Origin of the sequence: Arenibacter hampyeongensis, assembly GCF_002909255.1 — a bacterium.
In the GTDB taxonomy this organism is placed as follows: domain Bacteria; phylum Bacteroidota; class Bacteroidia; order Flavobacteriales; family Flavobacteriaceae; genus Arenibacter; species Arenibacter hampyeongensis.
The window spans coordinates 28,221-41,920 of sequence record NZ_PIOB01000001.1 but is presented as its reverse complement, the minus strand read 5'-3'; the positions used below and the strand labels follow the sequence as shown (position 1 = coordinate 41,920).

General features: G+C 41.4%; 12 protein-coding genes. 1 reads left to right on the top strand and 11 read right to left on the bottom strand.

The window, feature by feature from the left end:
- Nucleotides 1-186 precede the first annotated feature (186 nt).
- The 7 genes from CWD91_RS00145 to CWD91_RS00115 all read right to left on the bottom strand — a co-directional run bounded on the left by CWD91_RS00145 (nucleotide 187) and on the right by CWD91_RS00115 (nucleotide 7,331).
- The gene (locus CWD91_RS00145; protein ID WP_103438936.1) at nucleotides 187-1,230 is read right to left on the bottom strand and encodes a Gfo/Idh/MocA family oxidoreductase; all 1,044 of its coding nucleotides are present in this window, start codon (nucleotides 1,228-1,230) and stop codon (nucleotides 187-189) included.
- 155 nt (nucleotides 1,231-1,385) lie between these two features.
- A complete protein-coding gene (locus CWD91_RS00140; RefSeq protein ID WP_103438935.1) occupies nucleotides 1,386-2,660 on the bottom strand; it encodes a TRAP transporter large permease in 1,275 nt (424 codons plus the stop codon).
- The gene (locus CWD91_RS00135) at nucleotides 2,657-3,121 is read right to left on the bottom strand and encodes a TRAP transporter small permease (RefSeq protein WP_157943681.1); all 465 of its coding nucleotides are present in this window, start codon (nucleotides 3,119-3,121) and stop codon (nucleotides 2,657-2,659) included. The genes CWD91_RS00140 and CWD91_RS00135 overlap by 4 nt, the downstream gene beginning before the upstream one ends.
- Entirely contained in the window at nucleotides 3,111-4,124 is a 1,014-nt protein-coding gene (locus CWD91_RS00130) for a TRAP transporter substrate-binding protein (RefSeq protein WP_205164582.1), read from the bottom strand. The genes CWD91_RS00135 and CWD91_RS00130 overlap by 11 nt, the downstream gene beginning before the upstream one ends.
- A gap of 235 nt (nucleotides 4,125-4,359) precedes the next feature.
- Entirely contained in the window at nucleotides 4,360-4,995 is a 636-nt protein-coding gene (locus CWD91_RS00125) for a phosphoribosyltransferase (RefSeq protein ID WP_103439828.1), read from the bottom strand.
- Between the two features lie 489 nt (nucleotides 4,996-5,484).
- Nucleotides 5,485-5,847, bottom strand: coding sequence for a hypothetical protein (locus tag CWD91_RS00120; protein WP_103438933.1), 363 nt, complete (start codon nucleotides 5,845-5,847; stop codon nucleotides 5,485-5,487).
- Between the two features lie 221 nt (nucleotides 5,848-6,068).
- Nucleotides 6,069-7,331, bottom strand: coding sequence for a PQQ-dependent sugar dehydrogenase (locus CWD91_RS00115; protein WP_103438932.1), 1,263 nt, complete (start codon nucleotides 7,329-7,331; stop codon nucleotides 6,069-6,071).
- Nucleotides 7,332-7,527: 196 nt separating this feature from the next.
- Between CWD91_RS00115 and CWD91_RS00110 the strand changes: the two genes are divergently transcribed.
- Complete coding sequence (locus CWD91_RS00110) at nucleotides 7,528-10,554, top strand: aminotransferase class III-fold pyridoxal phosphate-dependent enzyme (RefSeq protein ID WP_103438931.1); 3,027 nt, start codon at nucleotides 7,528-7,530, stop codon at nucleotides 10,552-10,554.
- A 203-nt stretch (nucleotides 10,555-10,757) separates the two neighbouring features.
- Here the strand turns inward: CWD91_RS00110 and CWD91_RS00105 are convergent, their stop codons facing one another.
- From CWD91_RS00105 to CWD91_RS00090, 4 genes are read right to left on the bottom strand one after another with little or no spacing between them, the layout of a single operon-like run.
- Nucleotides 10,758-12,035 (bottom strand): DUF3570 domain-containing protein, encoded by a 1,278-nt coding sequence (locus CWD91_RS00105; protein ID WP_103439827.1) that lies wholly within the window; start codon nucleotides 12,033-12,035, stop codon nucleotides 10,758-10,760.
- Nucleotides 12,036-12,042: 7 nt separating this feature from the next.
- Entirely contained in the window at nucleotides 12,043-12,252 is a 210-nt protein-coding gene (locus CWD91_RS00100; RefSeq protein ID WP_103438930.1) for a DUF4266 domain-containing protein, read from the bottom strand.
- Between the two features lie 4 nt (nucleotides 12,253-12,256).
- Nucleotides 12,257-13,246 (bottom strand): FAD:protein FMN transferase, encoded by a 990-nt coding sequence (locus tag CWD91_RS00095; RefSeq protein WP_239985590.1) that lies wholly within the window; start codon nucleotides 13,244-13,246, stop codon nucleotides 12,257-12,259.
- Nucleotides 13,243-13,677, bottom strand: a complete 435-nt coding sequence (locus CWD91_RS00090; protein WP_103438929.1) for a thioredoxin family protein — start codon at nucleotides 13,675-13,677, stop codon at nucleotides 13,243-13,245. Before CWD91_RS00090 ends, CWD91_RS00095 begins: the two co-directional genes overlap by 4 nt.
- Between the last annotated feature and the right edge of the window lie 23 nt (nucleotides 13,678-13,700).

Genomic DNA, 13,700 nt, shown 5'->3' with positions numbered 1-13,700 from the left:
TTTTCCATCTTGGTTCTTATCTTTTTATTTTGATTAATGGTTATAAGAATCAAGAAAATAAAAAGTATTCCGCTTGTGGCACTTCACTGATACCTATTGTCTAAAAGGTTTGATGGTCACTGTTGGGTCTTTTCAACACTAATGTATTTCAATTCATTGAGTCCAAATTTATGCATTAGTTCCAATCTATAACTCCACGACCCTCTTCTCCTTATTGCTTTGGATAGCCGCCTCAATTACTTTTATTACGTTCATGCCTTCTGTTGCCGATACTGGGACCGACTTATTATTTCTTAAAGCTTGGTATATACCTTCATAATATGCCATATAGTCCCCATTTAAGGTAGGGACGTGTTCCCTGATAATTTTACCATCCTTCTCCGTATGCAACAATCCTTTTTCTTTGTCCAATTCTGCACCCCAGTCCTGAGTGCCCGGTATTTTTCCCGCCTGAAGGGCAGCCTCCTGTACATCGGCTTTGGATTTTATAAATGAACCTTTGGTTCCGTGCAGTATATTTCCCGGTAAAATCTCACGGACGTAATAGCTGGATTTCAATATTACCCTATGGTTGCTATAGAACAATTTTACATCAAAATAATCCCCTACCTTGGAATCGGGGCGAAAGGTGTCCAGATCGCCGAAGACGGCATTTGGCATACCAAACAACATTAAAGCCTGATCAATCAAATGTGAACCCAGGTCATATATACTTCCAACGGCGGCCGTGGGTATTTCCTTATGCAACTTGTAACTCAGCCCAGGGTCATAGCGATCATAATGGATTTCTGCCTCCACAATTTTTCCTAGCAAGCCCTCATCCAATATTTTTTTCACCGTCCTAAAATCACTGTCATATCTTCTATTGTGATACACAGAAAGTGTTAATTTTTTCTCCTTGGCCAATTGGATCAATTCTTCCGCTTGTGCCACGGTAGCCGTAAAAGGTTTTTCTACAATTACGTTTTTCCCTGAATTTATAGCCTGTTTGGTAAAATCGTAATGCGTTACACTTGGTGTGTTCACAACTACCAATTCTATATTTTTATCTGCCAACATATCTTCCAAGTGGCGGAAGGTTTTTATATTGGGATATTTGGCTTGGGCGTTATTTTTTGTTCTTTCCCAAACCCCGTATAAATTAAATCCAGGATGTACATCAATGAAGGGGGCGTGGAAAACGAATCCACTCATTCCAAAAGAGCATAAGGCTGTATTTATTGGTTTCATAGGCTTAATTTAAGAATACTAATTTATAGGTTTTAGATAACAATCAACTAGGAAATTATCCTTTGTAAATTTTTTATGTTTCATTTAGGGGAGTGGAATATCAATTTTCCTGCAATTTCAAAACAGGGCTTAAACCTGAACCCTCTGTTCCCAAATCAATCGATAAACAGGTTTGGCAATGCCAAGGAGAACCACGGAAATAAGGTGACCAAAATCAGCACCAAAAAGCTTACCAAGAGAAAAGGTAGCCCGGCCTTACTAACTTCCCCAATGGAAATTTTTCCAATACTCGATGCCACAAAAAGACAGACCCCCACAGGCGGAGTGGTTAATCCTATTATTAAATTCAAGACCGCGATTACTGCAAAGTGAATAGGGTCCACATCCACGGCAACTGCCACCTTTAACAAGATTGGAAAAAGTATAAGCAGGGCAGCAATGGTCTCCATAAAAGTGCCCACTATGATCAATAGTAGGTTGATCAGTAACAAAACCACATATTTATTATCTGAAAAGCCCAGGATTTCATTGGAGATATTCTGCGGAATTTGCTCCGTAATCAATATATAGCCAAAAAGGTTGGCGAAACCCACCAAGACCATAAGGGAAGCCGAGGTCTTCATACTATCCAGGATAATGACCTGTGTATTTTTCCAATTTAATTTTTTATACACGAATTTGCCAATGATCATGGCGTAAACTACAGCAATAATGGAAGCTTCTGTTGGTGTGAAGATACCTCCTACGATGCCATAAAGGATGATAAAGGTCATCAACAACGACCAAAAGGTGTCTACAAAGCTGCGTGCTACATCCTTAAAATTACTGCGCTTATGTTTCGGATATTTTTTTCGTTTGGATATAAAATAAGCCGTAAACAAAAGTCCAACCCCCAATAACAAGCCAGGAAGCGCCCCAGCCAAAAACAACTTGCCCACAGACAGGCCGCTCAAGGTTGCTGCAATGATCATGGGTACACTTGGGGGAATTATAGGGCCAATTGTTGAGGAGGCCGCGGTAACCGCACAGGAAAAATCAGTGTCGTATCCTTCTTTTTTCATGGCAGGTATCATTATAGATCCCATACTGGCCGTATCCGAAATGGCAGTTCCCGAAATTCCGGCAAAGAGCATGGAAGCTCCAATGTTCACCAATGAAAGCCCTCCACGAATGTGCCCCAAAAGATGGTTGCAGAATTTAATAATTTTTTCTGTTAGTCCACCTCGGTTCATTAGATTGCCTGCCAGAATGAATCCAGGGACACTAAGTAGAACAAAAACATCTATGCCCGAGTACATTTTCATGGGAACTATGATCAAAGGCACCCCTTTGACGATTAAATAACTTAGACAGGCAAGTCCAAGTGCGAAGGCAATAGGAAAGCGAAGTACTAGACCAATGATAAAAACAATAACGAGTATCCAAATCATAGTCTAGAATTTTTTATAATTTTTTGAATTTTTCTCCAGAGGTAGAAGCTTATGGAGGACGACATTATAAACATACTAAAGAATGCTACGCCCATATTAAAGCCCATACTGGGTGATTTTTCTGGTATTCCCAAGAGAATGAATTTAATGGAATATACGGCCATAACGACAAATAGAAACAAAGTAATAAGGGGTATCGCCAAGTTTAATATTTTTTTGATCCTTTCCGGAAATCGATTGTAGAACATATCCAAATGGACGTAAAATTCATTTTTCATGGCCAGACCTGCAGCGAACGACATGGCATAGATAAAGAAAATACGGGAAGCTTCCTCCGTCCAAGAGGGGGTATTGAAAGGTGAAAAACGACAAAATATCTGAAGTAGTACAGTAGATAAGAGACCCCATGTACTTATTAAGGTCCCATATTTGAGGAGGCGCCCAATAATTTTATTTAGCATCGTCTTTTTCTTTTTTAAGTTGGTGGTAAATTTGCTGCATTGCAGGAGAGAGGCTTTCATAAATAGCCCTTTCACTTTTCTTGGCAAAGGCTTCTTTGTCCACTTCAATAAATTGCATGCCCTGAGCCTTTAATTTCTCCTGTACATTCTTTTCGTTTTCTAGATAGAGATGGTGTTCATAGGCCTGCATTTCTTTGCCCGCCTGTAGCAAGATTTCCTGTAGGTCCGTGGGCAGCTTTTGAAATTGCTTTTCGCCCACAACAGGGTACACCCAACTTATGACATGACCGGTTAGGTTGAGGTATTTCTGTACTTCTGAGAAACCGGCGTTATGTATCATGGCAAATGGATTTTCCTGCGCTTCGATTGTGCCTTGCTGTAGGGACGTAAACACTTCGGAAAAGGCCATAGGGGTTGGTTTGGCACCTAGTGCGCTCCAAGTTGTAACAAATGCCGGGACATTGGGTACCCTAACGATCAGCCCTTTTAGATCATCGGGATGTCGTATTGGTCTATTCGATGTTAAGTGCCGTGGTCCCCTTTCAAAATGGCCTAGGGAGCGTAACCCTGCCTTTTTGATCATTTCCTCTTCCATTAATTTCCCAACCGGACCATTAATATAGCGGTTCATATCCGTGGAGTCCTGCATTAGAAAGGGCAATTCGCAGAAGGTAGCTACTTCAAACCAATTGGTCAAGGTCGATCCCGTGGTGGTCATGTCTATTACCTCGGCCTGTATGAGGCGAATGGCTTCAATTTCTTTGGCCAACTGTTCAGAAGGGTAAATCTCCATCTTGATGCGTCCTTTAGAGCGTTCCCCCACAATTTCTCCGAAATAAGCAAAGGCCTTGTACCATGCATGGTCTTCATTGACCAAAAGTGCAGCTCGCATCAAAAATTCGGGTTCCTTCTTTTTAGGTTCGCAACTGCTGAATAGGAATATGGAGAATATGGACACAATTATTGTCGCAGAGAAAGAGGCCATCCGAAGTGGATTTTTCATGGTTTGGTCCTGATAAATTTATTCATTATAAATATAGCTATTTAGTTTTAACAGCCATGAATGTTATAAGAGTACACCAAGGTTGGTAATACTGTCTAAAGAAATAGTTTTTTAGAAAGGGAAAAATAATGTAAACGAAAATAGAAGGAATGCGCTCGCAATTTTAGGAGATATTTAATTTGAGGCCTTAATAGATAGCAGATATATCAAAAACAATTGCCTAGGTTAAAGCCTATCACTCCAATTGGGCGTGGAAATCATCCAAAATTTTAATGGCCTCCTCGTCCGATACTTGATCGAAATTCATATAGAACTGACCTACTGCCTGAAAATTGAAAGGTATTTCCAAACAAACCACTTCGTCAATATATGCAGTAGCCCTTAATTGTCGTACGGTCGATTTGGGGGCCACGGGTATTGCTACCACTATTTTTTCAGGTTTTTGTTCATAAACCAACTGTGCTGTAACACGAATGGTATTTCCGGTGGCTATGCCATCATCCAGTATGATTACGATTTTGTCCTTTAGACCTAGGGGGGACCTATTTTTGAAATATTGGTTTTGCCTTTTTTTTAGTTTTTCCCTAAGCCGTTTCTTCTCTTTTTCAATATAACCAATAGAAATTTCAGTGTTATCATCTAGGATAACGTTTTTGAGACTAACCGCACCAATGGCAAATTCCTTGTTGAAAGGATGCCCAATTTTTTTTGAAAGGGCAACATCCAATTGAGCATTCAAAGATTTCGCAACAATGGCACCTAAAGGTAATCCACCGCGAGGAATGGCCAAAACCACTACATTTTCTTTGCCTTTGTATGAGCTTAATTTTTTGGCCAGTTGTTGTCCAGCGTCCTTTCTGTCCTTAAACATTTTAATTTTTTTAAGTTGTCTATTATTTCCTAGTTCCCTTACTTTCCGCATAATAGAATCGAAAAAGTGAACTGGTATTTTGTTGCCCTTATTAAGCAATTGTTGTCAAAATTTATGTTCAATAAATAAATTTTGATCTGTATTGTAAATATCCTATATACTTTCCCTCAACAAGTAGAACCAGTGTTGAAGTTTGTGTTCACATTTAATTATAAGTAGAAGTCTATTGCTTCCACTTTCCAGGCCTAACAATATTATATACTTAATGCATTTATAGTAAGATACAAAAATGCCCTAATATTATGCAATAGCAGGGATAAGTAATATTATTGGCTTCGGAATGGGCCTGGAGGAATTTTAACTCATCTATTTTAAAAATCGATAATAAAAAAACCCTTAATTATAAGGGTTTTTTTGAACTAAGTAATAATTTATGTTTAGCTGGGCCTTACCTAGGACTAAAGGTGCCTGGAACTAAATTGAAGCTATCTAAAGTTTCACCAATTCCTCTGTATTTATAGCTTCCTTGAGTTTAGCCTTTATTCGGTGGTGGCTATTAAAAAATGGCTTTCCGTTTGTACGCTTTAAATAGACTTCTATACTGCCATCGGGCAACTCCCTCTTATCGGAAACGACCACTTTGCTTTTGAATAATGTTTTATAATTGGGGATGCCCCCTTTTTTTATGATAAAGTTCATCCTGGGCACTTTTATATGCTCATATAAATTGGATGAAGGACTTCCGATCATTAATTCCGTGCCTACTACTATATCATCAAATTTTGGTGTATTTGTGGCCTGAGCCAAATTCAGTGAACAAAAAATAGAAAGAAGTGCAATAGTTGTTTTCATAGTAATTGTTGATTTTTTTGAAATAATTTAATTGATAATGCATTTTTACACTGGAAAAATAATAAATAATCCATAAATCTCCATCCTAAGGTTTTCTTAAAAATATTATTCCTTGGGATTTGAAAGAGTAGAATAAATTCAAATTATTAGGTAAATTAAATCCCTAAAGAACCACGTCTGAAGGGATTTAATTTTATAAACCTTAACTAGGCTAGTTATGATCAATAGGATATTTTGTAAATAGTGCCTTTTAGATCTTCGGTTACATAGAGCTCGCCGTTGGGTCCCTGTGCCAAACCACATGGTCTATTTTGTATTGGACCACTGGGGTTTGCCAAGTCGATTCCGGAAAAGTTATCCGCAAAAATCTCCCAATTTCCATTCGGTTTACCATCCTTAAAGGGGACAAAGGCCACGAAATAACCCTTTTTTAACTCTGGAGACTGACCATGGAAGGCAATAAAAGCGCCATTTTTATATTTTTCAGGGAACATATTTCCAGTATAAAAAAGAAGATCATTTGGCGCTAAATGAGCAGGGAAAGCCAATATGGGGTCTATAGCGTTTTCACCGGCTGTTTTTTCCCCATCGCCCCCATATTCAGGAGAAAGCATTTTCTTGTTCTTAAACTGATCGTAATAGATATAAGGCCATCCGGCATCATCACCATCATGTAGTTCATATAAAGTTTCGGCCGGCAACTCTGCGCTGTGCTTGGGGGTATAGTAATCTGAATAAAAATCATGGAAAGCACCGCGCCCATGAACAGCAGCAAATAAGGAATTGGTTTTATAGTTCCAAGCAGTGGCAACAGCATTTTTAACCCCGGTGGCATACCGTTTACCATCGGCAATGGACTGATTTAATTTATCGGCCTTGAATTGCCAAATTCCTCCGGCAGAATCCAGGATAGCACAGGGCATAATGCCGTTTCCGGTACCTTCCTCCCTACAGGAATCGTTCCAGGAGCCAATAGTGACATACAGGTTGGAATTGTCGTCCATAACAAACGATTTTGCATTGTCACGTCCCATGTCCGCTAATCCGTCTACAATATTCTCAGGATTTTCAATATCGATAATTTCATCCTTTCCATTCAATTTATAGCGGTAGACACCAGAATTGGAAGAGGAATATAAGTATCCATCCTTGATCAATACTCCTGTGCCGGGGAGATTGCCAAATTGTTTTTGTTCATCTATTTTTCCGTCTTTGTCGTTATCCCTTAAAAGCACAATGGCTTTTTCATCCTTTAGTTTAGATCTATTAACATAAATGTCGCCATTTTTTGAAACGGTCATATGCCTTAGATTTCCCAAATCTTTCGCAACAACTTCAAGTGAAAATCCTTCGGGGATTACTATCTCGGTTTCATTGATGGGTTCAGCTTTTTTTGGAGATTTCTGCTTGCATTGAGTGGTTAGGCCCAAAATAACAATCATTGACAAAAATGGTAATAGGGTGCGGGAAATGAAGTTTTTCATAAATATGGTTTGGTAAAGTTTGATAAAGCTCTAAAGATAGCATATCAATATTATTTTTAAGTGAAAAATTTAAAACACTCTCTTAATTGTTATAGTATTTATATTTTTAAGTCCAAGGACGCATGACTTTAATATCCTTATTTTGGTAGTTGGTTTATTGGTTCATGGGAGGGTTCATTATTGTAGGTCAAAATCAATGGAATATAGCAAGATTAAAATAACTGCAGATCAGGCGATAAAAATTGCCGCTGAAAACTTCAATGTTCAGGGCAGGGCAAAAACGTTGCCCGGGGAAATCGATTTTAATTTTAAGATCGATGCATCGGACGGAAAGCAGTACATATTGAAAGTCTCCCGACCCAACGAGAAAGGGGATTATCTGGACTTTCAACAGAAATTGCTGCTCTACGCCAGCGAACACGCCAAGGATCTAACGTCCCCCGAGGTCATTCCGGATAGCCAGGGGAATCTGATTTCTGAAATAAATGACGATTTCGGGCAGATCAGGAAGGTGCGCCTTCTGTCCTGGATATCAGGGAGGGTCTGGAGCGGGGTGAACCCGCAATTGGATGATCTTCGGTATAGTCTGGGGGAACAATGTGGGAGACTGACCCGGGCCCTGCAAGGTTTTGACCATCCCGAGGCCCATCGGGAATTTGTCTGGGATGTGGCCCAGGGCGATTGGACCACTACGCATCTCCAGCTCTTCGACGTTGGGGAAAGAGAGATCGTCTCCTACTTTCAGGACCAGTTCAAACAGGCAGGGTCCAGTTATTCCCTGTTACGGAAAGCCGTGGTACACAATGATGCCAACGACAACAATGTTATAGTTTCCGGGGACCTTATAGATCCCAAAGTGGTCTCTGCCATAGATTTCGGGGATTCGGTTCATACACAGATCATTAACGACCTGGCCGTGGCCTGTGCCTATGCCATCATGGGGCACAATGATCCATTGGAGGCCGCTTTGCCCATTGTACGGGGCTATCACAAAGCCTTTCCTTTGGAAGAAACGGAACTGGAACATTTGTACATCGCCATCGCCATGCGCTTGGTGATATCCGTAACCAAATCGGCCATCAATAAAAAGGAGGAGCCGGACAATACCTATCTCCTAATTAGTGAGAAATCGGCTTGGGAGCTGCTCCGGAAATGGAGGGACATCAATGCGGATTTTGCCCATTATAGCTTTAGGGAGGCCTGCGGCTATACCGCCCATCCCAAGGAAGAAAAATTCTCGAAGTGGACCAATAGGCGTTCCTTTTCTCTGGAAAAGCTTTTTCCTAGTATAGGCTGTAACACAATACAGCCCCTAGATTTAAGTGTGTCCAGTAAATGGTTGGGGCATGAAAAGGACTTTAACGATCTGGACCATTTTCAGTATAGACTCAATAAACTGCAGGGAGAACATCCTTCCAAAATATTGGCCGGAGGCTATCTTGAGCCCCGCCCGATCTACACCACTTCGTCCTATGATAAGATAGGGAACAAAGGGAGGGAGAGTAGGAGCATTCACTTGGGGGTCGATTTTTGGTTGCCGGCTGCAACACCGGTACATGCCCTTTTTGACGGGGAAGTGGTCACAGCTGTAAATGATGCAGGGGACAAGGAATACGGCGGACTTGTAATTATAAGGCACCGGGAGGAAGGATTGGAGTTTTATACCCTTTACGGGCACTTATCGGTGGGCAGTGCCACCCGGCATAAGGTTGGCGTTCATTTAAAGGCAGGCGATGAAATTGGTGTCCTGGGCAGTAGGGAGGAGAACGGCAATTGGTCCCCACATCTGCATTTTCAGATCATGCTTTCCATGCTACATTACAAGGTTGATTTTCCAGGAGTAGCATATCATAGCCAGATATCCGTATGGAAAAGCCTTTGTCCGGATCCAAACCTTTTGTTTAAGGCCAAGGGGCTGGAGGGAAAGCAAGCTACTTCCAATTCAGACATCATAGACTATAGGAAACAACATTTGGGAAAAAGTCTAAGCCTGCAGTACAAGGTGCCCATTAAAATGGTAAGGGGAGCAGGGCAGTACCTAATGGACCAATACGGTAGAAAGTACCTGGATACCGTAAACAATGTGGCCCATGTGGGACATGAACATCCGGCCGTGGTAAGGGCAGGGCAGGAACAGATGGCACTGATCAATACCAATAGTCGGTATCTGCACGAAAATATCAATGAGCTGGCCAAGGAGCTGTTGGAGACCCTGCCGCCAGAATTAAGTTTGCTCCATTTTGTAAATTCCGGTAGTGAGGCCAACGAGTTGGCGATCCGGATGGTAAAGGCCGTTACCGGACAGCGCGATATAATTGCCTCGGAGGTGGGCTACCACGGCAATACCAATATGTGTATCGATATCAGCTCGTATAAGTTTGACGGAAAGGGAGGTCAGGGCGCTCCGGAACACACCCATATTTTTCCCCTTCCCGATGCCTTTAGGGGCAAGTACAGGGGGAAGGATACAGGGGAGCCATATGCCTTGGAGGTCAAAAAGCAGATAGACACTGTACAGGCCAAGGGAAGAAGAGTAGGGGCCTTTATCATAGAGCCGATCATTAGCTGTGGGGGACAGATAGAATTGCCGGAGGGATTCTTGGCCAAGGCCTATCAATACGTTAGGGAAGCGGGCGGACTCTGTATTTCCGATGAGGTGCAGGTGGGCTGTGGCCGTATGGGCACTACATTTTGGGGTTTCCAATTGCACGCGGTGGTACCCGATATCGTGACCATAGGGAAACCACTGGGCAACGGACATCCCCTGGCTGCCGTGGCCTGTACACAGGAGGTAGCGGAAAAATTTGCCAATGGAATGGAATATTTCAACACCTTTGGGGGCAATCCAGTTTCATGTGCCATAGGTGCCGAGGTCTTGAGGGTGGTGAAACGGGAGAAGCTACAGGCACATGCATTGGCGGTCGGGACCTATCTAAAAAAGGAACTAGGAACTCTGGCGCAGGAGTTTCCCATTATTGGTGATATAAGGGGCCAGGGACTTTTCTTGGGGATCGAGTTGGTAAATGGCCAAATGGAGCCTTTGGCGGAACAGACCGATTACTTGGCCAACCGTATGAAAGACCATGGTATCCTTATGAGCACGGATGGCCCGGACCATAACGTTCTAAAGATCAAGCCCCCTATGGTCTTTAGCCAAGAAAATGCCGAGGAACTTGTTTTTTACCTAAGAAAAATTTTGGGAGAAGATTTTATGAAATTGTAACTGATTGTACGGAATTAACCATATAAACATCATCATTGTCAGGTCGGCTCATCCCAATGGCTATCGGGAGAGCCTCATTTTAAGAATATAATTGTCTAAACCCTCTCGACATGGCCTGTCTTCCGACAAGGAAGTCTCGAGGAGACTGTGCAATATGATCAACTACGGATATTCAAAATTGTAATCTTCGATACCTGTAAATCCTAATCCATTATAAACTTGGCACCCAATTCAAAAATACTGGCACTTAATCCGGTAGTTCTTTCGTATTGGTTAAACCTAAAACTAATGCTCTTTAAGCCAAACTTCCACACTTTGGACTGGGTAAAAATGTCCTTATAGGTAATACCAAAGCCGTATTGGTTGCTGTTGAAAGCCGAAAGGTCATAATCCGAGGTATAGAATTGATATGTGGATAAAGCCGATTCCTTGGGGTAAAAATAATCGGAGGCAGTTTGGGTATAATAGCGGTACATAGGAAATACCGTAAACTTCTCCGATACTTTTATAGGTACTTCCAAACTTCCGGTATAAGCGGTAACCCCCCAGTCGTCATAATAATATCTAAAATAGGTACGAAGGCTAAACTGATCGTTTATGTAGTATGAAAGCCTTCCTCCAATGGGTAATTTAAACCTGGAAGTAGGCAATAATTCAACATTGTCCGCCAATTGAAAATCCTCTATAAAAAAATCGTTCCGATCCTGTAAATAGACCCTTTGGTGTGGAGTGGAAAGCAACCCGTCCTGAAGAACAAAATCCAAAGACAGCGATGCCTGGAAACGTTTAGTGACAATCTGTGAGAAATTAAGGGAAAGGGAATAGGAATTTCTATTAAGGCCATTAAACTCATTAAATAAGGGCGAATAGGTACCTGTACCCGTAATACGGTTATCGAAAAAACCATCACGCAGTTCAATAGGATATTGGGGTTTATAGGTGTCCAAATATACCTGTCCACTTATTCCCAATTCCGTATTTTTTTCGTTCATAAGATGGGTATATCCGCCACCGAAGCCCAATGAAAAGTAATCGTATTCGGCCGACACCGCAATGTTACCGCTAACGATATTATTTCGGTCCTTGGAACTATGGGTAAAGGTTGGGTGAAAATAGGTTAGGGCATCACTTTTGGAGGCGCCCGAAGAGGCTACCCAAGGACTAGCTGTTTTGTTTCCATCAAACGGATTTACATTGCTGGACGAGGCTGAGGTATAGGCAGATATTCCGGCATCCAGAGTCAAAACATTATCTTCACCTAAAGGGATGCTTACAATAATGGTCGGGGTCATATCCGTTAATTTTTCTGTTCCCTCCCCACCGGTTACGGCAGCATTGTCTCCATCCTGGCTGTAATAGCTATATAGCAGTTCCACTTCAGGAGTTTCCAAGACTTTCTTCACGTATTCCAGATTGTTACCTTGGGAATATCCCGCCAATGAAATCAGCCCAAAAAACAATATAAATGCTAATCTCTTCATTTCTATTTTAATTACATCCACATCCACCACCTGTTTTGCCCCCATTGGCCCCAGCAGCAGCTTCTCGATATATCTGAAAATTAGTTTCAAAGCGCTCCAAACTTTTGGAAGACAAGCTCATTTCTTCGTCATTGAGGTACACTTTGTCATATTCTCTCACGGCAACGCAGGAGGATAGTGATAACATGCCAATAATAAGTATGATCAATTGTCGCATAATGCTATTGGGTTTTGTTGAATTCAATATTTTTGGAAGTGTGGATGTTGCTCTCATCGTCGATAATAATGCACTCCACCCCTTTTATTTGATTTACGATATTAAGGCCCGTTTCCACTCCGGTAATAAAAACAGAGGTCGCAAGGGCGTCACATAATTCAGCACTGGGAGCAAATATAGTAACACTTAGGATACCAGTGGAAGGATATCCCGTTCTTGGGTCTATAATATGACTATATTTTACCCCATTAAAGGTAACATACTTTTCATAATTACCCGATGTGGCAACAGCGGCATTATACACAGGGAACCAGGAGAATATGTTGTCTTTATTAAGAGGGTTGGTTATGCCTACCATCCAATCCGAACCATCAGGCTGTTTTCCCCAAGTGGTCAGATCTCCCGAGGCATTTATAATTCCGGATTTTACGCCTTCCGCTTTTAAAAAGGTCCTCACTTTATCTGCCGCATATCCTTTACCAATAGCCCCGAAACCTATTTTCATACCTTCCAGTTTTAAAAATACAGTTTGTGCTTTCCGATCCAGGACAATGTTTTGGTAACCGATCTTGGCAACAGAATTTTCTATGGCTTCCTTGGTGGGCATTTCCGTCATAGTGCCATCATATCTCCAAACCTTATCAATGGAAGCATAACTAATATCGAACGCACCATCCGTAATTTTTGAGACGGTGATGCATCGCTCAATAAGGTCTATTAATTCTTGATCGACTTTTACTGGGGATATGCCGGCATTTTTATTTATTTCAGAGGTTTGTGAGGAAGGATTCCATGAGGAAATCAATTTTTCAATCCTGCTAATTTCTTCAATGGCGAGATCTATATAATCGTTGGCGGTAACTTCATTCTGTGCAACCACTGTTATATCGAACCTACTTCCCATTAATTTTGTGGTCCGTCTATGTGCCGATTCTTGGGAAAAAATGACACAATGAACCAAAAAGGCAATCGCAATTAAAATTGGGTTTTTCAACCTTCAAACGATTTTAAAAGTTCAATGTATTCTTTAACGGATATATTTTTGAATCCGGTTTGGCCGAGAATATTGCCATTTGGATCTAAAAGCAGGACCAAAGGAAAATATCCATTTTTATTATATTTTTCTGCGAGTTGGGCATTTTTATCCTTTTGGTCATCAGGTAGCTGATTGGCTTTTTTTCTGGGAAAATCAGCCTTGAGCATGGTCCAATGATCCTGGGCGTACTCTTGAAATTCAGAGGACTGCCAAATGCTTTTATCCAGTTTAATACAAGGGGCGCACCAATCGGAACCTGAAAAAACCAACAGCACATTTTGTTGATTTTGTTTGGCAAGGGCCGCTGCAGTTGTCCAATCGCTTTCCCATTTTTGGGCCGTAATGAGACCAGAGAATAAAAGAGCCATAATTAATGTCCACTTCCTCATTCCAAAATGTTTTAGTGATAAAG